This window comes from Phenylobacterium sp., assembly GCF_030646615.1.
Lineage (GTDB): Bacteria > Pseudomonadota > Alphaproteobacteria > Caulobacterales > Caulobacteraceae > Phenylobacterium.
Genome location: NZ_JAUSLG010000082.1, coordinates 1 through 22,204 on the forward strand (window position 1 = coordinate 1; position 22,204 = coordinate 22,204).

Below are 22,204 nucleotides of genomic sequence, written 5' to 3' on the forward strand. Positions count from 1 at the left end.
CGGGCGGCGCCGGTGCGGCGCGCACGCGAACCACGACGCGCGGCCCGCCGCAGGTCTTGGCCGTGAGACCTGAGGGCGCCTTGGTGCCGCCGTCGGCGCAGGCGTCATCCAGCTGAGATTGCTTGAGGCCGCGGGCGCGGGAGAGGTCTACGCCGCCGATATCGGTGCGGTCCAGACTGGCTCCGCGGAAGTCGGCGCCGGCGAAGGTGGCGCCCCGAAGGCTGGCCATGTCGAGCTCGGCGTCACGAAACGACACGTTGTCGAACCGGCCCCTCTGGAGGTTGGCGGCGGTGAGCTCGGCTTCGCTGAAGTCGGCGCCCCGGGCGTCGACCCGAGAAAAGTTCACGCCATTGAGCTCGGCCTCGTCCAGACGCGCCTTCTGCAGGTTTGCTGAGGCGAAGTTGGAGCCGCTGCCTTCGAGTTCGCGCAGATCGGCGCCGCTGAGGTTGGCGTTGGAAAAGTCGGCGCCGTTGGCTACGGCCGAACGGAGCCGGGCGTCGGACAGGTTCGCCCCGTCAAATGTCGCCCCCATCATGGCGCTTTCGGACATGTCGGCCCGCGACAGGTCGGCGTTGCTGAAGGCCGAGCCATGGAAAAGCGCGCCGCGCAGGTCCGAGCCCACCAGGGCGGCGCCGGTGAAGTCGGCCCCCATGAAGCGGGCGCCGGCGAGCTTGCGGCCCGACAGTTCGCACTTGGCGCAGGAGCCGCCGAAGGCCACCATCCGGGCAACCGCCTTGTCGCTGGTCAGGGCGCTGGCGACGCCGGGAACCAGGGCGCCCAGGGCGGCGATCAGGACGAGAAGATGGGTCAGTCGGGTCATACAGGCTCCGTGTCGAGCCTTCATCTGTGACGCCACAGGCGGAAAGACCACTTAAATCGCAGTAATTTTCCGACCCTAGCAGGCCGGGATACGGAGGTTGCCCGGCAGGCGCGTGGCGCTGTCGCCGCAGGCGGCGTTGAGCTGGCCCTGGGTGAGGCCGGTGGCCCGATCCATCTCGGCGCCGGAGAAATTGGTCCCGGTCAGGTTGGCGCCCCGGAAGCTGGCGCCCTGCAGATGGGTTCCGACAAAGCTGGCGTTGGTCAGGTTCGCGCCGCTGAAGTTGGCGCCGGTGAAGAGCCCGCCATAGGCCTCCACATCCCGCAGGTCGCCGCCCGCAAAGCTCGTCCGCGTCATGATCGACAGGCTGAGGTCGGCCTGGCGAAGCCGCGCCCCGGCGTAGCTCTTGCCACTGAGCGTCAGGCCGCTGAGATCGGCCTGGAAGAGATTGCACTTGGGGCAGCTCGCCCCGTTGCGGGCCTGACTGATCTGGCCGGCGTTCTGAGCGGCGGCCGGGGTTGCGATCGCCATGACCGCAGCCAGAGCGAGGAAGGATCTCGTCAGTCTCATAGGGCGACGCCTTGTCAGCAAAGGAACAGGTCTGGCCCTAGACCCTGCAAGCTTAAGGCCAGGTGTGCGTCGCTCCCTAGCCCGCCTGGTCGTCGATCTTTCCGGCTCGGGCGCCGCAGGTCTCGCAGATCAGGCTGGCGCCCTTGCGCACCACGGCGATGTCGCCGCAGGCCGCACAGACATCGGCCGCCTGCGTGCTCTGCGCCCGGCTTGCCCGATGATCGGCCAGCGACAGGACCACGAGGTTATCCGGCGCAGCCCCGCGGGAGAAACCTTTGGAGATGTAGCGCGAGGCCGGCTGCGGCTCGCCGGCGGCCAGCGCTGGCTCATCGGCCTTGCCGCGGCCAAGGCCATCGGCGTTGAGCTCGTCGGGATCGGCGTTGGCCAGGTCATCCCGGCCCAGATAGGAAACGCCGAGTTCGCGGAACACATAGTCCAGGATCGACGTCGCCGAGCGCACCGAATCGTTCCCGGTCACCGGACCGGCCGGCTCGAAGCGGGTGAAGACGAAGGCCTCGACGAACTCGTCCAGGGGCACCCCGTACTGGAGGCCGATGGAGACGGCGATGGCGAAGTTGTTCATCAGCGATCGGAAGGCCGCACCCTCCTTGTGCATGTCGATGAAGATCTCGCCGAGTTCCCCTTCGTCGTACTCGCCGGTGTGCAGATAGACCTTGTGGCCCCCCACCGAGGCCTTCTGGATATAGCCCTTGCGGCGGTCGGGCAGCTTGCGGCGGGCGCGCTCGCGCTCCACCACGCGCTCGACGATCCGCTCTTCCGGTGGCGCAGAGGCGGCCGGCGGCGGCTCGGCGCGGAGCGGTTCTGGCCGTGCGGTCTCCCGCGCCAAGGGCAGGTCGAGGCCCTGATAGGCCGACGGGTCGGCGCGCTGGATGCGCACGGCGCCGACCCCGGCGTGTCTCGCCTGGTCCATCAGGGTCTGAACGTCGTCCAGGCTGGCGTCCCAGGGCAGGGTGAAATCGGCCTGGGCCGGCTGGGTCAAGGCTGGCTGAATGTGCGCCAAGAGGGCGAGATAGGGGGCTGGGCCCAGGTCATCGGCGGTGAGGAAGACCGCCTGCTGTGGGCCGTCCAGGTCTGGGCCTTCCAGGCGGTTGGCGCCCAGAGCGTAAGCCTGGGCCGCGGCGATCTCGGCCTCGGTGAAGCCCATGACGCGCAGGGCGTCGAACCGCGGATCATGCAGATCCTCGCCGGGCGCCCCCAGAACGTCGGCCAGGAAGCCCTCACCGACCACTTCGGGGCGGAAGGCCTCGCGCAGGGCCAGGCAGTAGGGCAGGGCGGCCTCGACCGCGCCGATCTCGTGCTCGGTGAAGCCGCGGGCTGTCAGGGCGGCGTGGTCGACGCCCGGGGCGTTTTCCAGGCTGCCATGGCCGAGCAGTCGCCAGCGGGCGGCGTCCAGGTCGGCGCCGATGGCCTGCAGGCCACAGAGGGCCGCCTCGCTCACCACCCGCACGATGTGGCCATCGGCGGTCTCGGCGAAGGTGACGGGGCCTTCCCAGGGCTCGCCGGCCGCGCTGGCCCCGCCGAGCATCAGGGCGAGTTCCGGATCATCGAACACGCCGGGGCCGCCATTGAGGAGCGGGCAGGCGGCGTGGGCCGCCAGGCGCGCGCGCTCGAAGAGGTCGCGGGCGGCCGTCCTGCCCTCGTCAGAATCGTAGGCCAGGCCCTGGGCGGCCAGCCAGTCCGCCAGGCCGGCCAGGCCCAGCACGGCGGGTTCGCCCTCCGCCAGGCAGGCCAGGGCCGTGGCCAACAGGCCCACCGCCGCCTCAAAGCTGCCGACATCGAAGGCCTCGCCGCCGCCGAACGCCATCAGGTTGACGCCGCCCAGCGCCCCGGCCGGCGGCGCAGGCGTGTCGAACGCCACGGTCAGGCCGCCGGTTTCCCAGGCGGTGAGGGCCAGGGCGCGGTCGAGGGCCGGCAGGGCTTCGGTCGGCGCTCGAGCCAGGAGGGGCGCCAGATCAGCCAGCGCCGGCGCCGTGGCGGGCAGCCGGGTTTCGCCGGCCTTGGCCAGGCTGATGGCGTCGAGGATGGCCCAGTCGGAGGCGCCGGCGGCGCGGGCGGCCTCGGCGGCGCGGGCCAGGCTCGGATTGCGTTGCGGATCGGCGCAGGCGTCAGGATCGCCATGGCAGCGATGGATGGCGTCGGCCACGGCCTGCAGCCTTTCGCCCAGGGCGGCGGCGGCCTCCATGGCGCTGCGTCGGCCCCGGTGGGCGGCCCGGTAGCGGGCCAGGCTCTCCAGCAGAGTCTCGGGATCCTCGAGGTGGTCGGGGACGGTGGGTGAGACGGCGCGCAGGGCGATCTGGCCTGCCAGCAGGGCGGCGCCCAGCTCCCGGCGGAATCGGCCCCGGGCGCCCACGCCCTCGAACAGGCCCAGCCGCTGGCCGGACTTCACCTGCGCCTCGGCGAACCGGAATATGGCGGCGGGCAGATCAGTGTCGCCGTCAGCCCAGTCGAGCCAGGCCTCGACCCGGGCGTTGGGCCAGGCGGACGGGGCGGCGACCTCGACCACGTCGTCCCTGCGCTCCAGCGTGCGCCGCTCCACCCTGCCGCTCTCCAGACTCATCTCAGACTCCCTTGGGCGCAGCCTAGAAAGGGCCTGCCAACCGGGCAATAGATGTTGCGTGCGAGAGCCGCTTCATCCCCAAGATGTTGAGATCGGCGGGGTGCTGGACGATCCGGGGGCGGGGACCTATAGTCCGGCCGAAATTCGTGCCAGCCGGGTCAGTCCAACGTGTTCAAAGCGATCTTCACCTGGTGGAACGGCGCCTCGCTCGGCGCGCGCTTCCACATCGGCCGCCGCGGCGTGTTCGTGGGCCAGGACGACTATGGCAACCGCTATTACGAGGCCAAGGACGCCTCGGATTCCTATGACGGCCGCAAGCGCCGCTGGGTGATCTTTTCAGGCTATGCCGAGGCCTCCAAGGTCCCGGCCGAATGGCATGGCTGGCTACACTACACCTTCGATGAGTCCCCGGTGACCGCGCCCCTGTTGCGCCAGCCCTGGGAAAAGGACCACCGGCCCAATCTGACGGGCACCATCCACGCCTACCGCCCCCAGGGCTCCCTGGCCCGGGGCGGGGAGCGCCAGAAGGCGACGGGGGACTATCTGCCCTGGACGCCGGAATAGGCGTCGGCTGATGCGCCGTTCGCGCGCCCTGATCCTCGGCCTGGGCCTGGTCGGACTCGCCGCCGGCGCGGTGGTCGCCCAGACGGCCCCGGAAGCGCCCGCCGCGCAGCCGCAACCTTCGCCGCCCCAGGCCACGCCCGGGCCCAGTCTGGAACTCCCCGACGTCGCCCCGCCGCCTGAGCCGGCGCCGGAGATCGACGAGGCTCGGGAAGACAGTCAGGCGGCCCGCGCGCCAGACCCTGCGCCGGAACCCAAGCCGCCCCTGAAACGGGCGCGCTACGATGTCGCCATCATCCAGGCCCTGGACAAGATCAGCGCCGAGACCATCCGGTTCGAAGCCCCCGTGGGCCAGCCCATCCGCTACAAGAGCCTGGTCTTCACCGTGCGGGCCTGCGAGTTGGCGGCGCCGGACGAACCGGCGCCGGACGCCATCGCCTATATCACCATCGACTCCCAGCCCCGCCGGCGGGCGGGATTGCCGACGCCGCCGCCCCGTCAGGCCTATCGTGGATGGATGTATGCGGCTTCGCCGGCGCTCCATCCCCTGGAGCACCCGGTCTATGACGCCTGGCTGATCACCTGCAGGGCCTCGTCGCCAGCCAGCGGCGGCTGATCTCCGAAATCGGCGGGCTCACCCAGGGCCAGGGCGAGGCGCCGGTGATAGTCGGCGCGCGGAACCTCTTCGGCGGCGAACTGGGTCAGGTGATCGGTGATGAACTGGGCGTCCAGCAGGCGATAGCCGCCGACGATCAGGCGGGCGACCAGATGCACCAGGGCGACCTTGGACGCGTCCGTCGCCCGGGAGAACATGCTCTCGCCGAAAAAGGCGCCCCCCAGGGATACGCCATACAGGCCGCCGACCAGGACGCCATCACGCCAGCACTCGACACTGTGGGCGCAGCCCATGGCGTGAAGCTCGGAATAGAGATCCTGGATGACCGGGTTGATCCAGGTTTCGGGCCGGTCGGGCGCGGCTTCCGCACAAAGCGCCACCACCGTGTCGAACGCCGTGTCGAACCGGATCTCGAACGGCTCGGATCGCACCGTCCGCGCCAGCCGCCGGGGCACGTGGAAGCCCTCCAGCGGCAGGACGCCACGATGTTCCGGATCGACCAGGAAGATGCGGTCGTCCTCCCGGGCGTCGGCCATCGGAAAGACGCCGCGAGTGTAGCAGGCCAGCAGCTGCAGCGGGCCGAAGGCTTCCATGGCCTCAGGCTTCGTCAGCCTGGGCCTTGATCCACTTTTCCAGCCAGTGAATGTTGTAGTCGCCGGCGATGATCTCAGGCTGAAGCATCAGCTCCTGGAAGAGCGGAATGGTCGTATCCACCCCGCCGACCACCATCTCGCCCAGGCAGCGATTGACCCGCGCCAGGCATTCCTCGCGGTCACGCCCGTGGACGATGAGCTTACCGATCAGGCTGTCATAGTCCGGCGGGATCACGTAGCCGGCATAGACCGCCGAATCCAGGCGGACGCCCAGGCCCCCCGGGGCGTGGAAGTCGGTGACCTTGCCCGGCGAGGGGCGGAAGGTGCGGGCGTTCTCGGCGTTGATCCGGCACTCGATGGCGTGACCTTCGAAGACCACCTGCTCCTGGGTGAAGGAGAGCGGCAGGCCCGCAGCGATGCGGATCTGTTCGCGCACCAGGTCGATGCCGGTGATGGCTTCGGTGACCGGATGCTCCACCTGCAGGCGGGTGTTCATCTCGATGAAGAAGAACTCGCCGTTCTCATACAGGAATTCGATGGTGCCGACGCCGAGATAGCCGATGGCCTTGATCGCATCGACCACCACCTTGCCGATCTTGGCCCGGGCCGCGGCGTCGATGGCCGGGGAGGGGGCCTCTTCCAGCACCTTCTGGTGGCGGCGCTGCAGGGAGCAGTCGCGCTCCCCCAGGTGGCAGACATTGCCGACGGAGTCGGCGATGACCTGGATCTCGATGTGACGCGGCTTCTGGAGATAGCGCTCCATATAGACCGCGCCGTCGCCGAAGGCGGCCTGGGCCTCGGCCCGGGCGGTGCTGACCGCCTCGGCCAGGCTCTCGCGGTCCAGGGCCACCTTCATGCCCCGCCCGCCGCCGCCGGCGGCGGCCTTGATCAGGACGGGAAAGCCGATCTCCTCGGCGGCGGCCAGGGCCTCTTCTTCGGTGGTGAGCGCGCCGGCCGAGCCGGGGACCACAGGAATGCCGGCCTTCATCACCGCCTGCTTGGCGGTGATCTTGTCGCCCATCATCTGGATGTGCTCGGGCTTGGGCCCGATGAAGGTGAAGCCATGGGCCCCGACGATGTCGGCGAACCGGGCGTTCTCCGACAGGAAGCCGTAGCCAGGATGGATGGCCTGGGCGCCGGTGATCTCGGCCGCGGCGATGATGGCCGGGATGTTGAGATAGCTCTTGGCGGCCGACGGCGGGCCGATGCAGACGCTTTCATCAGCCAGGCGCACCCACATGGCGCCGGAATCAGCGGTGGAGTGCACGGCCACAGTGGAGATTCCCATCTCCTTGCAGGCCCGGTGAACGCGGAGGGCGATCTCGCCCCGGTTGGCGATCAGGATTTTCTCGAACATCGATCTACTCGATGATGACGAGCGGCTCGCCGAACTCGACGGGCTGGGCGTCTGCCACCATGATCTCGACCACCTTGCCGGCGCGGGGCGCGGGGATCGGGTTCATGGTTTTCATGGCTTCGATGATCATTAGGGTCTGGCCGGCGGCGACCGTGTCGCCGACCTTGATGAAGCTGGCGGCGCCGGGCTGCGGCTGCAGATAGACGGTGCCGACCATGGGGGAATTGACGGCGTCGCCGGCGGCGCGGGCCACGGGGACCGGCGCGGCGTCCCCCGCAGGGGCTGCAGCGGCCACAGCGACTGGGGCCGGAGCCGCCACGGTGGCGGTCACGTTCAGCTGACGGGCGACGCGGATCTTCAGCCCGTCGCGCTCGACTTCGATTTCCGACAGGCCGGTCTCCGTCAGGATGTCGGCCAGGGTGCGCACCAGACGTGCGTCGAGGGGATCGGCGGAAGCCTTGGGGCTGCTAGCCATGGAGGGGATCCTTGCTGCTGGTGGGCGTCAGGCGCTGAGCCGCGCCGCGGCCTCGACGGCCAGTTCATAGCTCGCCACGCCGAAGCCTGACACGACTCCTGTCGCGGCGAGGGACACATAGGTGTGTCGACGGAACGTCTCGCGCGCCGCCGGGTTCGAAAGATGGCATTCCACCACCGGAATCTCGAGGGTCTTCAGGGCGTCCAGAAGCGCAATCGAGGTGTGGCCATAGCCGGCGGGATTGATGACCAGGGCGCTGGCGGCGGTTCGCGCCTCCTGCACCCAGTCGATCAGCACGCCTTCGTGGTTGGATTGATGGAAGACCACCGTGCGGCCAAGGGCGTCGGCCCGCCGCTCGCAGGCTGCGCGAACGTCGTCCAGGGTCTCTTTCCCATAAATCTGAGGCTCACGGACGCCCAGGAGGTTGAGATTGGGCCCGCTCAACACATAGATCGGTTTGGACATTCGGCTCCGCCGGCGATTCCGGTGTCTTGTAACGTTCGCAGGCGGGGGTCACAAGCATCCCGGCGGCAGGCCGCCGTGAGAGTTGAGCATGAACCTGACGATCAACGGCGAAGCCCGTACCCTCCCGCCCTTGCCGCACTTGGCCGCGCTCGTGAGCGAACTGGGTCTCGACCCCCGCAAGGTGGCGGTGGAGCGCAACCTGGAGATCGTGCCGCGCTCGGCCTATGACCGCACCCCAGTGGCCGATGGGGACCGGATCGAGATCGTGCACTTTATCGGAGGCGGCTGACATGGACGACGCAAGCCAAAGGCCCGCAGGGGTTGAAGACACCTGGACCGTGGCCGGCCGCACCTTCACCTCGCGGCTGATCATCGGCACGGGAAAGTACAAAGACTACGCCACCAACGCCGCCGCCGCCGAGGCGGCGGGCGCCGAGATCGTCACCGTGGCGATCCGCCGCGTGAACCTGTCCGATCCCAGCCAGCCCATGCTGGTCGATCATGTGAAGCCTGACCGCTTCACCTTCCTGCCCAACACCGCCGGCTGCTTCACCGGCGAGGACGCCGTGCGCACCCTGCGCCTGGCCCGGGAGGCCGGCGGCTGGAACCTGGTCAAGCTGGAGGTGCTCTCCAACACCAAGCACCTGTTGCCGGACATGGAAGAGACCCTGCGGGCGCTGAAGCTGCTGATCGCCGATGGCTTCGAGGTCATGGTCTATTGCAGCGACGACCCGGTCTATGCCCAGAAACTGGAGGAGGCCGGCGCCGCCGCCATCATGCCTTTGGGCGCGCCCATTGGCTCGGGTCGTGGCATCCAGAACATGTTGAATCTCGGCCTGATCATCGAGCAGGCCAAGGTGCCGGTCCTGGTGGACGCCGGAGTCGGCACCGCGTCGGACGCCGCCGTGGCCATGGAGTTGGGCTGCGACGCGGTGCTGATGAACACCGCCATCGCCGAGGCCCGGGACCCGATCCTGATGGCCAGCGCCATGCGCCATGCGGTGCTGGCCGGCCGCCAGGCCTATCTTGCCGGGCGGATGCCCAAGCGGATGTATGCCGATCCGTCATCCCCCCTGTCGGGCCTGATCTAGCCTGACAGAGGCCGAGGCGATCAGGAGCCGAGCTTGGCGGCCTTGGCGTTGACGATGGCGGCCTTGACCGACTCCATGTCAGCGCCGGAAATCAGGCGGTCGCCAATGACGAAGGCTGGGGTGCCGTTGATGCCGAGGGCCTGGGCCAGGTCGTGGGTGTCGGCGAGTTGCTGCTGGATGGCCGGCGCCTTGGCCGCCTCGCGGACGGCGGCGGGGTCGATGCCGACGGCGCGCAGGTGACGGTTCAGCGCCGCATCGTCGAGGCTCTTTTCCGCCATCAGTCGCTCATGCAACTCCAGGGTCTTGGCCTTGGCCTGGTCGGTCAGCATGATGGCGGCGGTTTCATCGGACTGTTCGCCGAAGATGGGGAATTCCTTGAAGACCACCCGGACGTCGGGATTGTTGTCGATGATCTCCTGGATCTCCGGCGCGGCAATCTTGCAGTAGCCGCAGCGGTAATCGAAGAACTCCGTCAGGGTGATCGCGCCGTTCGGATTGGCCACGAAGTCGCGGGGGTCCCGCTCCAGGGCCGTGCGGTTGGCCTCGATGGCCGAGACGGCGGCCTGGGCGGCCTCCGTCTCGCGCTTCTTGCCCAGCGCCTGGACCGCCTCTTCGATCACTTCGGGATTTTCGATCAGGTAGGCGCGCACGCGCTCGCCGAAGGCGTCGTCGGACGCCCGGTCGCAGGCGGACAGGGCGAGGGCGGAGGCGCATAGCGCCGCAAGAACAGGCAAGGGCTTTCTCATCAGACGTCCAGATAGGGAGGTTTGGCGCGCAATGCGACCCCGGAGAGCGACCCGGAGGGCCGAAGACCGGGCTAGCGCACCGAGCCGGTGGTGATCGCGCCTTCCTGCGCCAGTTCGCGCAGGTCCTCGCGGGAGGGGTTGGAGGTGAGCACGATATCGGTGGCCCGGCGCCATTCCGGCGTGTCGCGGGTCAGCATGTCGCGGGCGCGCATGGCGAACACCCGGGCCTGCTGGCGATTGCCCACATGGAAATTGTACTCCGCTGTCGCCAGTCTGGCCGACCCGTCGTCGCCGCGGCGATCATAGCCTTGGGCCAGGAGTCGCCAGGCCACGGCGTTGTCATTCTCCTGGGCGAGCGCGTGGCGCAGTTCGGCGATGCCTTCGTCCAGCTTGGCCTCGTCATTCATGGCGATGAGGGTCTGGCCGAGATTGACCCGCAGAAGCGGCGCCTCGGGCATCAGTTCCACCGACTTGCGCTGGGGGGCCTCCGCCTCTTTGGTGCGGCCGAACTCGAACAGGATCTGGCCCTTGAGCTCCCAGAGATAGGCGTTGTCCGGCTGCTCGACGAGGAGGGTCTCGATCAGGCTGATGGCCCGATCCGGCTCCTTCATCTGGTAATAGGCGATGGCCCGGGCATAGCGCGCGGGATAGGACTCGTCCTTCTCGCTGTAATCGACAATGGCGCGCTGAGGATTGAGGAAGCCCTGCAGCTTGGCCTTCATGATCGCGTGCTCGAGCATCGCCTCTTCGGTGTCGACCTTGTCCCAGTCCGGCAGGGTTTCAGCCTTGCGCCGCAGCGTGTCGATCCGCTCGGACGACAGCGGGTGGCTGCGGAAATAGGCGTAGCGCCGGGCTTCCTGGAAGACTTCCTGGTAGCGGAAATTATCGAAGAACTGGACCAGCCCCTTGCCCGATATGCCGGCGCGATCCAGCAGGCCAAGGCCCGCCTGGTCGGCGCGGCTTTCCTGTTCGCGGCTGTAGCCGAGGGCCGCCAGCGTGCCGAACTGACCTGCGCTGCCCATCAGGGCGATGGCGGCGTCACCGGCGCCGGCGAAGGCGGCCAGGACCCCAAGACCCATGGTCAGAAGGAAGGGCTGCATGCCCGCCCGCTGCATCTCGCCGGAGCGGGCGCTGTGGCCGGCGGCCAGGTGACCGACTTCGTGGGCGATGACGCCCTGCAGCTGGTTGGGATTCTCAGATTCGAGGATCAGGCCCGTATAGATCCCCATGGTGCCCGGCGCGGCGAAGGCCTGAAGGTCCTTGCCGCCGATCAGCAGGATTTCGATGCTGTCGGGATTAAGGCCGGCGGCCTTCAGGATCGGCTCGGCGTCGGCCCGCAGGATCGCCTCGATCTCGGTGTCCCGAATGAGGGAAATCTGATCGCGTGACTGCGCTTGGGCGACCATCGGCGCCGCGACCAGGGCCGCCGAAAGGGCCAGCCGGGCGACAGTCTTCCGCAGCAGATCCCCGCCAGCCCGCAGGGGCTGGAGGGTTTGAGCCGAAGGCCCGCTCAGGGAACGCAGGGGGGAGGCCATGCATACACTCTCGATCGCTTCCCCCCGACGCCCTTGATTTAGAGCCTAACCCGTCAACCGCGCCGCCACCAGCCTCGACGAGGCTTGGAGGGCGGGGAGGTGATCTCCGCCGGATCGGCTTCGGCCGGGGCCGAAGCCGGTTCCGGAATGGCCTCGGGCTCGGCGGCCGCCGCAGCCTGGGCCATCACCGGTTCAGGTTCGGGCTGGGCGGCGGGCTCGGGCTCGACGGCCGGCTGGGCCGGAGGCGCGTCGGTGACCAGGGCCTCGTCGCCGGCTGATTCCGCTGCGATCTCGGCCTTGGGCTCGGCCTTGCGACGGGTGCGGGCGCGCTTGGGCTTGACCACCTCGGGCTCAGCCTCGACCGCTGGGGCTTCCGCCGCCGGCTCAACTTCGGCGACCGGCGCGGCTTCCACCGTGTCCGCCACCGTGTCTGCGGCGACCGCCTCGACGGTTTCAGGCGCCGACTTGGCCTTGGCCCGCGAGCGGCGGCGCTTCGGCTTTTGGTCCGGCTCGGGCAGTTCGACCCACATGTCGTCCTCGCCATGGGCGGCGGGGGCGGCGTTGGAGGTGGCGAGCGTGGGGGCCTCGGCGTCTGCTTGTGCCGCGGCCGGGCTCAGCTGAGCCGGACGTTCCTCACGGGTGTCGCCGGCCTCACGGGTGTCGCCAGGCTCAGGGACGGCCATCCGCTGGTCTTCGGAGAGGTCGAACCAGACGAAGGGGTCTTCGCCATAGGGCACCCAGGGACGGACCCAGGCGAAGGCTTCGCCCGGACGGTCCTCACGCAGGCGCCGGCCGCCTCGACGGCCACGACGCCGGCGGCGGCCGCCATTCTCGTCATCGAGGCGCGGATCGGACGCGTCAGCGACCTCGGGCGATGCGGGCGGCCGGTCTTCCTCGTCGCGACGACCGCCGCGACGGCGGCGACGGCGGCCACGACCGCGGGTGCGGCCATCGGCGTCGTCTTCGGCGGAGAATTCCTCGCGGGGGCGCTCAGCGCGGACCTCATTCTCGTCGTCGTCGTCGTTGTCATCGGCGACGCGAGCGGTGCGGACCTCGTCTTCAGCCTCGTCCTCGTCCTCGTCCTCGTCGTCCTCATCCTCATCGACATCGTCGAATTCGGCGTCGTCATAGACCGGGTCGATCCGCGGCGCGGTGCGAGCGACCACGGCGTGGTCGGGCCGGGTTTCGCTGGCCGTGCGCTCGATCTCGTAGTCGGCGTGCGGCATGGCGTCATCGACCACGACGGTGACGAAGAGGCCAAAGGTCTCGTGGATGCGGGCCAGATGGGCGCGCTTCTCATTGAGGATGTAGAGGGCCACGGCCCGCGGCGCCTTCAGCGTCGCTTCGCCGCCGCCCTTCAGGGCCTCGATCTCCAGGGCGCGCAGGGTGGCCAGCGCGCTGGACTCCACCGAGCGGACCCGACCGGTGCCGTTGCAATGCTCGCAGACGTGGGTCGTGCCTTCGAGCACGCCGGTGCGGCGGCGCTGGCGGCTGATCTCCATCAGGCCGAAGGAGCTGATCTTGCCCATCTGGATGCGGGCGCGGTCGTCCTTCAGGGCGTCCTTGAGCTTCTTCTCGACGGCGCGATTGTTCTTCGACTCATCCATGTCGATGAAGTCGATGACGATCAGGCCGGCCAGATCGCGCAGGCGCAGCTGCCGGGCGGTCTCCTCGGCGGCCTCGAGGTTCGTCTTGAGCGCGGTGGCTTCGATGTTGCGCTCACGGGTCGATTTGCCGGAGTTCACATCGACGGCCACCAAGGCCTCGGTCTGGTTGATCACCAGATAGCCGCCGGACCGCAAGGGAACCACGGGGCTGTAGATCTGCGACAGGTGATCCTCGACCTTGTAGCGCACGAACAGCGGCTCGGGGTCGCGATAGGCCTGCACCTTCTTGGCCTGGGACGGCATCAGCATGCGCATGAAGTCGCGCGCTTCCTTGAAGCCGGCTTCGCCCTCGACGAAGACCCCTTCGATGTCCTTGTCATAGAGGTCGCGGATCGCCCGCTTCACCAGGTCCTCTTCCTCGTAGATCAGCGCGGGCGCGATCGAGTGGAGGGTGTTTTCACGGATATTCTCCCACAGGCGCAGGAGGTATTCGTAGTCGCGCTTGATCTCGGCCTTGGTCCGCTTGGCGCCGGCGGTGCGCACGATCAGGCCCATGCCCTGCGGCACGTCCAGCCCCTGGACCACGCCCTTCAGGCGCTTACGGTCGGTGGCCGTGGTGATCTTGCGGCTGATGCCGCCGCCGCGGGCGGTGTTGGGCATGAGGACGCCGTAGCGCCCGGCCAGGGAGAGATAGGTGGTGAGCGCCGCGCCCTTGTTGCCGCGTTCCTCCTTGACCACCTGGACCAGCATGATCTGCCGGCGGCGGATCACTTCCTGGATCTTGTACTTGCGCATGAGACGGCGGCGGCGGCGGGCCACCTCTTCTTCCATGACGTCGTCTTCGTCCACGACGGCCTCGGACTCCTCATCGTCCGGGTCGGACGCCGCGCCCCGGCCGGGCTCGAAGGCGTCTTCTTCCTCGGCCTCTTCGCGCAGCAGGGCTTCGCGGTCGGCGACCGGGATCTGGTAGTAGTCGGGATGGATTTCGTTGAAGGCGAGGAAGCCGTGGCGGTTGCCGCCGTACTCGATGAAGGCCGCCTGGAGGCTGGGCTCCACCCGGGTCACCTTGGCGAGGTAGATATTCCCTCTGAGTTGCTTCCGGTTCTTGCTCTCGAAATCGAAATCTTCAACACGCGTTCCGTCGATGAGCACCACGCGCGTCTCTTCGGCGTGGGCTGCATCGATAAGCATCTTCTTCGACATTTAGTGAATCTCCACGGCGCGCCACGAACGTCGAGTTCGGGCGCTGCCGGCTAATTATGAGGGCGCGCGCAGGGTCTCTGTTCACAGCAACGGAGGCGGCCGCGAGGCCGGCCAGTCGCCGGAATGGGGCTGGGGCGACGCTGCCCATGGGTGTGTCCTAGTCACGCCTGCAAGGCGGGGATCGGTGAAGCGTCGTCTCCGAACCTCGTGGTCGGGCCGACGCAAGTGTTTCGCGCGGCTGGGGGGCATAGTGAGTCACGCCCCTCCGTGCGCGGCGCGACTTTGCAACAGTGGATGGAAAAAGGAAAGCCGTCGTCGCAGCCCACCTCGTGAAGCTCAACCGATTGGAGTCCCTTAACCCTTTTTCCACGGCGATCTGATCTACTGCACGTTGAACTCAAAAAAAGCGTGTTGGTGGGTGTGTAGGCGTATGCTTGCAAGGCTGGGCAAGGTTTTCCGAAAGGCGCGACTGCTGAGCGCCGGTGTCGTTGCGGCGACCATCGGCGGCCTGGCGGCGGTCGCTGTGTCGCATGCCGCAGCGCCCGAGGCCGGCGTGCTGGGCGTGCGCCTGGGTGGCGACGCGGTCGAAACGCGCCTGGTCATCGACCTGGATCGCGGCGCCACGGGCAAGGTGTCTCAGGACGGCTCCGACGGGCGTGTGGTCATGTCCTTGCCGGGCGTCGACGCCAAGGCCAGCCTTCAGGGGTCTGGCCGCGGCCTGATCCGCGCCTGGATGATCGACCAGTCCCAAGGCGCCGCCCGTCTTCAGATCGACCTGGCCGGGCAGGGGGTGATCAAGCGCCGCTTCCTGCTGCCGCCCGCCGACGGCGTCGGTCATTATCGCTATGTGATCGATGTGGCCGCCGTCGGCGCGCCCACGGCGAACTTCACCGCTCGACCCGCCCGTCGTCCCGCCGCGCCCGCGCCCGCGCCCAAGCCCCTGGCGCTCAAGAAGGTGATCGTCATCGACGCAGGCCATGGGGGCAAGGATTCCGGCGCCCGCGGCGCGCGCTCCTATGAGAAGGACGTCAACCTCGCCGCCGCCCTGGCCCTGCAGTCGCGCCTGGAGCGCAGCGGCAAGTACAAGGTGGTGATGACCCGCAAGAGCGACGTCTATGTGCCGCTGGAGAGCCGCGTGCAGATCGCCCGCCGGGCCGGCGCCGATCTCTTTATCTCCCTGCACGCCGACGCCGGCGCCGACGCCAAGACCCGTGGGACCTCGGTCTACACCCTCTCCGAGCAGGCCTCCGGCCGCGCCGCCCAGTTCGTGTCCAAGGACGACTGGTTCATGAACTCAAGCCACAATGGCGGCGACAGCGGGGTGCGCGACATCCTGTTCGACCTGACCCAGCGGGCGACCAAGAATCGCTCGGCCAGCTTCGCCGAACTGGTGCTGGCCCGGGCCGACAACCACATGCCCCTGTTGCGGCGCAGCCATCGGGACGCCGGCTTTGTCGTCCTGCTGGCGCCGGACGTGCCGGCCATCCTGCTGGAGATGGGCTTTGTCACCAACGCCGAGGACGAGGCCGCCCTGCTCGACGCCGGCCGGCTGTCGCGGTTCATGAACGGCGTGGGCGACGCCATCGACGACTACTTCGTCCAGCAGACCCAGGTCGCCGCCCGCTGATCCCGCCTTTGGATCGTCTCGATCTGTAGGCCGGCTGCGGCGTCCGGGCCGTTGGCGCCCGGCGCGATGCGCGCTAGAGCCTGATGCGATCAGACCGAACCGTCTGATCGTTGAACCAGGCTCCAGACTCCAAGTCTTGAGCGCGTTTCGTCCGATAATCGGTTCCCACCTATCGGAACGCGCTCTAGATGACGACGCACGGGGTGAGGGCGCCCGCGGAGGTCAGCACAGTTGCATCCCCCTGAGAGATGGGTCGCGATCGTCGGCGTGGCGGTCCTGAGCATTGTCGCCGTGGCGGGTTTCGCCGTGGCGATCTATGCCGCCTGGCTGTTCCACGACATGCCCGACGCCGGCGACCTGGTGGACTATCGTCCCCCCACCTCGACGCGGGCCTATGCCTGGGACGGCACGCTGATCGGCGAGTTCTCCCGCGAGCGGCGCATCTATGTGCCCTACGACCAGATGCCCGCCCACATGGTGCAGGCCTTCATGGCCGCCGAGGACCGCAACTTCTTCGAACATGGCGGCGTCGACGCCATGGGGCTCACCCGGGCGATGATGAAGAACGTGCTCAACGCCGCCCAGGGCCGGCGGCTGGAGGGCGGCTCCACCATCACCCAGCAGGTGGCCAAGAACGTCCTGCTGAACAGCGACGCCACCATCGGCCGCAAGTTCAAGGAAGCCGTGCTCGCCCAGCGTCTGGAGAAGACCCTGGGCAAGGAACAGATCCTCGAGCTCTATCTGAATGAAATCTGGCTGGGCTATCGTTCCTATGGCGTGGGGGCGGCGGCCTATAACTACTTCGGCAAGTCGATCACCGACCTGACCCTGGCCGAGGCCGCCTATCTCGCGGCCTTGCCCAAGGGGCCGCAGAACTACCATCCCCAGCGGCGCAAAGAGGCGGCCATCATTCGGCGCAACTGGGTGATCGGCGAGATGGCCGATCTCGGCTGGGTCACCCGCGAGGAGGCCGATGCGGCCATGGCCGAGGACCTGGTGGTCCAGGACGCGCCGACCCGCGCCAAGTACCGCGACGCCGACTATTTCGTCGAAGAAGTCCGCCGTCGCGGACTGAACACCCTGGGCGCCCGCCTCAACGAGGGTGGCTACTATATGCGCACCACCCTCGATCCGCGGCTGCAGACCGCGGCCCGGGTGGCGCTGATGAACGGCCTGGAACAGTACGACCGTCGCCATGGCTGGCGCGGGGCCTGGGGCCAGGTCGAGATCGCGCCGGGCTGGCAGGAGGCGGCGCGCAAGCAGACCGCGCCGGCCGAGCGCCGCCAGTGGCGAGCCGCCGTCGTCACCCGCGCCAGCGGCGGCGATGTGCGCATCGAGGTCGCCGAAAGCGGCGCTGAGGGGCCGCTGGCCGGCGAAGACGTGGCCTGGGCGCGGGCCGGCAAGGGCCTGGCTGTCGGCGACCTGGTCTTTGTGGAGCCTCCGGCCCAGGCCGGCGGCGCCTATCGCCTGCGTCAGGTGCCGCAGGTCAATGGCGCCCTGGTGGCCATCGAACCCTATTCCGGTCGGGTCCTGGCCATGGTGGGGGGCTATTCCTTCTCGCTGTCGAGCTTTAACCGGGCGACCCAGGCGATGCGTCAGCCGGGCTCGGCCTTCAAGCCGATCGTTTATGCGGCTGCCCTCGAAAACGGCTACACCCCGGCCAGCCAGGTGATGGACTCCATGATCACCCTGCAGGGCGCCACGGAAGGCGAGACCTGGACTCCGGAAAACTATAACCGCCGCTACTACGGCTCGCTGACCCTGCGTCGGGGCCTGGAACTGTCGCGCAACGCCATGACCGTGCGGCTGGCCCAGGGCGTCGGCATGCGCAAGATCAGCGACCTGGCCGTGAAGATGGGCGTGGTCGATGAGATGGCGCCGGTGCTGGCCATGTCCCTGGGGGCGGGCGAGACGACGCCCTATCGCCTGACCGCGGCCTATGCGGCCTTCGTCAACGGCGGCCGCAGGATCGACCCCCACCTGATCGAACTGGTGCAGGATCGCGAGGGCAAGGTGATCTACCGGGCCGATCGCCGGGACTGCCCCCGCTGCAATGTCGGCTTCAGTGGGGACGAAAGTCCTCGCGTGCCCCTGAGCGGCGAGCAGGTGATGGACCCGATCACCGCATATCAGATCAATTCCATGCTGCAGGGCGTGGTCCAGCGGGGTACGGCGACCTCGGTCTCGGTGCTGGGCCGCCCGGTGGGGGGCAAGACGGGTACGACCAACGAGTATCGCAGCGCCTGGTTCGTGGGCTTCACGCCGCAGATCGTCGCCGGGATCTTCATCGGCTTCGATGACAACCGGCCCCTCGGCTACGGCGAGACCGGCACGACGGCGGCGGCCCCGGTCTTCACCGCCTTCATGCAGGAAGCCATCAAGGGCGTCCCGGCGGCCGAGTTCAAAGCGCCCGAGAACGCCAAGTACGCCACCGTTCGCGGCATCCGCGAAGCCTTCCGCCCGGGCACTGAGCCGCGGGCGCCGACGCCCACCGTGACGCCGGGGTCCGGCGGCCCCATGCCGTACAACAAGGTTTGGCCAGATGGACGGGTGTCGGGCGCCGGCAACGCCGGCGAGGCCGCCAGCCCCGCCGATGACATGAGCGGATTGTATTAGGCCGGTGGTCGCGTTATCCCGCGGCCCCTTCAATCGCCTGCCGTCGCGAGGGGGCAGGGGATCACCACCGATTGCCAGGAGCGATCCATGAGAGCGGATGTCGAGGCCATGGCGGCCGACATCGAGCAGTCCATCGGACTGCTCAGGAGGCGTCTTTGACTGGGAACCTGCCCTACGACACCTCGACGAACTGAACGCCCGGGTCGAAGACCCGACCCTTTGGGATGACGCGGCGCAAGCCCAGGCCCTGATGCGCGAACGCCAGCGCCTGGCCGGCCAGGTCGACGCCGTGCGCAGTCTCGAACGAGGCCTTGAGGACGCGGTCGCCCTGGCCGAGATGGCGGACGAAGAGGGCGACGAAGACAGCCTGGAGGAAGCCCGCGCCGAAATGCGGGCTATCAAGGAGCGCGCCGCCCGGGCGGAACTGGAAGCCCTGCTGTCAGGCGAGGCCGACGGCAACGACGCCTATGTGGAAATCAATTCCGGCGCCGGCGGGACGGAGTCCAATGACTGGGCCGGCATGCTGCTGCGCATGTACAGCCGCTGGGCCCAGCAGCACGGCATGAGTGTCGAGCTGATCGAAGAGACCTCCGGGGAACAGGCCGGCATCAAGTCGGCCACGCTGCAGGTCAAGGGCGCCAACGCCTATGGCTGGCTGAAGACCGAGGCCGGGGTCCACCGTCTGGTGCGCATCTCGCCCTTCGACGCCAACGCCAAGCGGCACACGAGCTTTGCGTCGGTCTGGGTGTTCCCGGTGGTGGACGATACGATCGAGATCGAGATCAATCCGGCTGACGTGCGGACCGACACTTACCGGGCTTCGGGCGCCGGCGGTCAGCACATCAACAAGACCGACTCCGCCGTTCGACTGACCCACATTCCCACCGGCGTCGTGGTGGCCTGCCAGGCGGGCCGGTCCCAGCACGCCAACCGGGAAGAGGCCTGGAAGATGCTGCGGGCCCGGCTCTATGAGCGCGAGCTGCAGCGCCGCGAGGCCGAACAGCAGGCCCTGGAGGACCAGAAGACCGACATCGGCTGGGGGCACCAGATCCGCTCCTATGTCCTGCAGCCCTATCAGATGGTCAAGGATCTGCGGACCGACGTGGAGACCTCCGACACCGACGGGGTCCTGGACGGGGACCTGGACGCCTTCATGGGCGCCTCATTGGCCCAGCGGGTCGGCGTCACCCGCGAGCCCTGAATCGAAACGAGGCGCAGGTGAGCCTGCGCCTCGTCTTTGGTGAACTCGCTGCACGCCGTCCTGAGGTCGAGGTTTAAGCCTTAGAAGACCGGCTTGGGCTGCGGCGCGCTGCTGCTGGCGGGGGCGGCGGGAACCTCAAGGCCGGACGACTTGGCCGGCGTGATGTCGGTCGCCGTGGCGCTCGATGACAAGGGGGACGTCGCCGTGGCCGTCGCGGCCGGTGGCGCCGGCGGGCGTTGGAACTTCAGGCTGCGCCCCTGGAAGAAGGCCCCGGTTTCCATGGCCAACTGCTCATGGGTGATGTCGCCATCCACATAGGAGGTGCCATAGAGGCGGACCTGCTTGGCGGTGATGGAGCCGATCACCCGGCCGCGGGCTTCGACCACATCGGCATAGATCGCCCCTTCGACATGGCCGGTGTCGCCGATGGTCAGCTTGGCGATGCGAACATCCCCGCGGACGACGCCGTCGATGTGAAGCTCGCCTTCGCCGCTCAGCGAACCTTCAAGGGTGATGTTCTCGGCCACCAGGGAGGCGACCTTGGGGGTGGTTTTGCGAGGCGCTCCGCCATCGGGCGCCGACAGGGCCGGCGGATCGAACTTCACCGGCGACTTGGCCGGGTCAGGCTTAGTCTGCTGCTTGCTGAACATACTCGCCCGCCTTCACGAAACGGCTGGGATTTTGCGCACGGCCGTTGACCCAGACTTCATAATGGAGATGCACGCCGGTGGACCGGCCGGTGGAGCCCATGCCGCCGACCCGCTGCCCCACCGCCACCCGCTGGCCGGGTTTGACCGCAATGCCCTGCATGTGGGCGTAGCGGGTCTTGAAGCCCTGTCCGTGGTCGATCTCGACCGTGTTGCCATAGCCTGAGCGGACGCCGGCGAACGACACCACGCCCGGGCCGGTGGCCAGGATCGGCGTCATGAAGCCGCCGCCAAAATCCAGGCCGGAATGGAAGGCCGGACGCTTGGTGAAGGGGTCAAACCGCACGCCAAACCCGCTGGACTGCCGGCCCGCCGTGGTCGGCTTCGCCAGGGGCAGCTTCTCGGCGGCGGCGCCGAGCGTGCGGGCCTCCGACAGATTGGTGGCGGCGTGCTGGATACGGGCGGCGAAGTCCTCGTCCACGTCCAGGACGGCGGCCAGAGCGCTGGGGTCCTTGGCCTCGATCAGCGGGCCGCCAAGCTCGCCGGACTTGGGCGCATAGCCGTTGGGGCTGAGGCCAGCCAGGCGGAAGGCCATGCGGAGGCGCTCGGCTCGGCCCTTGGCGAAGGAGTCGGCGGAGTCCAGCAGGCGCTCCTGACCCGCTCGCACCAGCTCGATGCGGCGGACCGGATCGGTGACGCTGAGATCGGCCGACGCCCTTTGGATTTCCGGAGCCAGGGCGTCAGCCGCGCCGGGGGTGGTCTTATAATCGCTCAGCAGCATGGCCAGGGCGGCGTGGCGCTTTTCCACCGACAGGGCGAGATCGTCGATCGAGCCGTTGGTGGCGTTCAGCTGGGCCACGGCGCTGTTCAGCCGGGCCTGCCGATCGGCGATCCAGCGTTCGTACTTGGCCTGGGTGCGGGCGATTTCCTGGTCGCTCGCCGACATCTGCATGCCGTTGACCATCATGGCCGCGGTGCAGATCCCCATCCAGAGGGCCGCGGCGCCGACACCGGCGGCGGCCATCAGTTGCTTGGATGTGGTCAGGACGTAGGCGCGCATCTCGCCGCCGGAGCGGACATAGAGATGGCGTTCGGGGAACAGCTCTTCGAGCGAACGGCGGAGGCGCGTTATGCGTGTCATGCTCATCGCTGCAGTGATCAGGAGCAGTGAGCACGATATGCAATGAGACGCATGCCACGCGCAAGACCCTTCCCGCTACAAGAGAGCGCAGGGCGGCAAATCGCTAGCATCCAATCATCTCGTTAGACGAGACTGAATCGCCGCGCCACACGGATCAGATGCGCCCAGGGGCGCAATTCTACATTCCGGCGTCACGCGACAATTCTACAACACCGGGCGCTGAAGAAAGGTTCCATCGCCCGGTGTTGTAGCTGTCAGGACGCTCAGCCCTTGAGCGCCTGCGCCGCCTTGAGCACTGCGGCGGCATGGCCGGGAACCTTCACCTTACGCCAGATACCGGCGATCTTTCCGTCGCCGTCGATCAGGAAGGTCGATCGATCGATTCCCATGTATTTGCGGCCATACATGCTCTTTTCGACCCAGGCCCCGTAGGTCTCGATGACCGTCCCGCTGGGGTCCGATCCGAGGGCGACCTTCAGGTCATGCTTGGCGGCGAACTTCCCGTGGGAGGCGACGGAGTCCTTGGAGACGCCCAGAATCCCGGCGCCGGCCGCCTGGAAGGCGCCCAGCATTTCTGAAAAATCGATCGCCTCCTTGGTGCAGCCGGAGGTGTCGTCCTTGGGATAGAAATAGAGCACCAGGGTCTGGCCGGCGAAATCGGCCAGGCGGAACGGGCCGTCCGGCCCTTCCAGTTCGAAGGCCGGGGCCTCAGCGCCCACCTCAAGTTCAGCCATGTTGGTTCCTCGCAAAAGGGGGCC

Annotated in this window: 20 protein-coding genes; 7 read left to right on the top strand and 13 right to left on the bottom strand. The window is 68.2% G+C overall.

Annotated elements, in window-relative coordinates:
* From Q7S93_RS14810 to Q7S93_RS14820, 3 genes are all read right to left on the bottom strand, one after another.
* On the bottom strand, positions 1 to 820 hold an 820-nt coding region (locus Q7S93_RS14810), incomplete at its 3' end, for a pentapeptide repeat-containing protein (protein WP_304714698.1).
* A gap of 75 nt (positions 821 to 895) precedes the next feature.
* The gene (locus Q7S93_RS14815; protein WP_304714699.1) at positions 896 to 1,348 is read right to left on the bottom strand and encodes a pentapeptide repeat-containing protein; all 453 of its coding nucleotides are present in this window, start codon (positions 1,346 to 1,348) and stop codon (positions 896 to 898) included.
* 115 nt (positions 1,349 to 1,463) lie between these two features.
* Positions 1,464 to 3,965, bottom strand: coding sequence for a TSCPD domain-containing protein (locus Q7S93_RS14820; protein ID WP_304714700.1), 2,502 nt, complete (start codon positions 3,963 to 3,965; stop codon positions 1,464 to 1,466).
* A 168-nt stretch (positions 3,966 to 4,133) separates the two neighbouring features.
* Here Q7S93_RS14820 and Q7S93_RS14825 point away from each other — a divergent pair, with 168 nt between their 5' ends.
* Entirely contained in the window at positions 4,134 to 4,529 is a 396-nt protein-coding gene (locus tag Q7S93_RS14825) for an NADH:ubiquinone oxidoreductase subunit NDUFA12 (RefSeq protein WP_304714701.1), read from the top strand.
* A 10-nt stretch (positions 4,530 to 4,539) separates the two neighbouring features.
* Positions 4,540 to 5,142: a DUF2155 domain-containing protein gene (locus tag Q7S93_RS14830; protein ID WP_304714703.1), complete on the top strand. Its 603-nt coding sequence runs from the start codon at positions 4,540 to 4,542 to the stop codon at positions 5,140 to 5,142.
* Here the strand turns inward: Q7S93_RS14830 and aat are convergent.
* Genes aat through Q7S93_RS14850 form a run of 4 tightly spaced genes read right to left on the bottom strand, consistent with a single transcriptional unit; the run spans position 5,088 to position 8,032 of the window.
* The gene (gene aat, locus Q7S93_RS14835) at positions 5,088 to 5,735 is read right to left on the bottom strand and encodes a leucyl/phenylalanyl-tRNA--protein transferase (RefSeq protein WP_304714705.1); all 648 of its coding nucleotides are present in this window, start codon (positions 5,733 to 5,735) and stop codon (positions 5,088 to 5,090) included. The genes Q7S93_RS14830 and aat overlap by 55 nt on opposite strands.
* 4 nt (positions 5,736 to 5,739) lie before the next feature.
* Positions 5,740 to 7,092 (bottom strand): acetyl-CoA carboxylase biotin carboxylase subunit, encoded by a 1,353-nt coding sequence (gene accC / locus Q7S93_RS14840; RefSeq protein WP_304714707.1) that lies wholly within the window; start codon positions 7,090 to 7,092, stop codon positions 5,740 to 5,742.
* Between the two features lie 4 nt (positions 7,093 to 7,096).
* Entirely contained in the window at positions 7,097 to 7,567 is a 471-nt protein-coding gene (gene accB, locus Q7S93_RS14845) for an acetyl-CoA carboxylase biotin carboxyl carrier protein (protein ID WP_304714709.1), read from the bottom strand.
* A 27-nt stretch (positions 7,568 to 7,594) separates the two neighbouring features.
* A complete protein-coding gene (locus tag Q7S93_RS14850; RefSeq protein ID WP_304714710.1) occupies positions 7,595 to 8,032 on the bottom strand; it encodes a type II 3-dehydroquinate dehydratase in 438 nt (145 codons plus the stop codon).
* An 88-nt stretch (positions 8,033 to 8,120) separates the two neighbouring features.
* Here Q7S93_RS14850 and thiS point away from each other — a divergent pair, with 88 nt between their 5' ends.
* Positions 8,121 to 8,321, top strand: coding sequence for a sulfur carrier protein ThiS (gene thiS / locus Q7S93_RS14855; RefSeq protein WP_304714711.1), 201 nt, complete (start codon positions 8,121 to 8,123; stop codon positions 8,319 to 8,321).
* A gap of 1 nt (position 8,322) precedes the next feature.
* The gene (locus Q7S93_RS14860; protein WP_304714713.1) at positions 8,323 to 9,123 is read left to right on the top strand and encodes a thiazole synthase; all 801 of its coding nucleotides are present in this window, start codon (positions 8,323 to 8,325) and stop codon (positions 9,121 to 9,123) included.
* 20 nt (positions 9,124 to 9,143) lie between these two features.
* Here the strand turns inward: Q7S93_RS14860 and Q7S93_RS14865 are convergent, their stop codons facing one another.
* From Q7S93_RS14865 to Q7S93_RS14875, 3 genes are all read right to left on the bottom strand, one after another.
* Positions 9,144 to 9,869, bottom strand: a complete 726-nt coding sequence (locus Q7S93_RS14865; protein ID WP_304714715.1) for a DsbA family protein — start codon at positions 9,867 to 9,869, stop codon at positions 9,144 to 9,146.
* 71 nt (positions 9,870 to 9,940) lie between these two features.
* Entirely contained in the window at positions 9,941 to 11,404 is a 1,464-nt protein-coding gene (locus tag Q7S93_RS14870) for a M48 family metalloprotease (RefSeq protein ID WP_304714716.1), read from the bottom strand.
* A 53-nt stretch (positions 11,405 to 11,457) separates the two neighbouring features.
* On the bottom strand, positions 11,458 to 14,214 hold the full coding sequence (locus Q7S93_RS14875) for an Rne/Rng family ribonuclease (protein WP_304714717.1): 2,757 nt from the start codon (positions 14,212 to 14,214) through the stop codon (positions 11,458 to 11,460).
* Between the two features lie 430 nt (positions 14,215 to 14,644).
* Here Q7S93_RS14875 and Q7S93_RS14880 point away from each other — a divergent pair, with 430 nt between their 5' ends.
* The 3 genes from Q7S93_RS14880 (at position 14,645) to prfB (ending at position 19,658) form a co-directional block, all read left to right on the top strand.
* Complete coding sequence (locus tag Q7S93_RS14880; RefSeq protein ID WP_304714718.1) at positions 14,645 to 15,841, top strand: N-acetylmuramoyl-L-alanine amidase family protein; 1,197 nt, start codon at positions 14,645 to 14,647, stop codon at positions 15,839 to 15,841.
* Between the two features lie 267 nt (positions 15,842 to 16,108).
* On the top strand, positions 16,109 to 18,457 hold the full coding sequence (locus Q7S93_RS14885) for a penicillin-binding protein 1A (RefSeq protein WP_370652178.1): 2,349 nt from the start codon (positions 16,109 to 16,111) through the stop codon (positions 18,455 to 18,457).
* An 87-nt stretch (positions 18,458 to 18,544) separates the two neighbouring features.
* Positions 18,545 to 19,658, top strand: a protein-coding gene (gene prfB / locus Q7S93_RS14890; protein WP_304714719.1) for a peptide chain release factor 2 whose coding sequence is annotated in 2 segments (ribosomal slippage) — positions 18,545 to 18,613 and positions 18,615 to 19,658 — 1,113 coding nt in all. Because the reading frame shifts where the segments join, the coding sequence is not laid out codon by codon here.
* An 80-nt stretch (positions 19,659 to 19,738) separates the two neighbouring features.
* On the opposite strand, the gene Q7S93_RS14895 is transcribed toward prfB, so the two are convergent.
* The 3 genes from Q7S93_RS14895 to Q7S93_RS14905 all read right to left on the bottom strand — a co-directional run bounded on the left by Q7S93_RS14895 (position 19,739) and on the right by Q7S93_RS14905 (position 22,180).
* On the bottom strand, positions 19,739 to 20,308 hold the full coding sequence (locus Q7S93_RS14895) for a bactofilin family protein (RefSeq protein ID WP_304714720.1): 570 nt from the start codon (positions 20,306 to 20,308) through the stop codon (positions 19,739 to 19,741).
* A complete protein-coding gene (locus Q7S93_RS14900; RefSeq protein WP_304714721.1) occupies positions 20,286 to 21,452 on the bottom strand; it encodes a M23 family metallopeptidase in 1,167 nt (388 codons plus the stop codon). Before Q7S93_RS14900 ends, Q7S93_RS14895 begins: the two co-directional genes overlap by 23 nt.
* A gap of 257 nt (positions 21,453 to 21,709) precedes the next feature.
* Positions 21,710 to 22,180: a peroxiredoxin gene (locus tag Q7S93_RS14905; protein ID WP_304714722.1), complete on the bottom strand. Its 471-nt coding sequence runs from the start codon at positions 22,178 to 22,180 to the stop codon at positions 21,710 to 21,712.
* Positions 22,181 to 22,204: the final 24 nt, after the last annotated feature.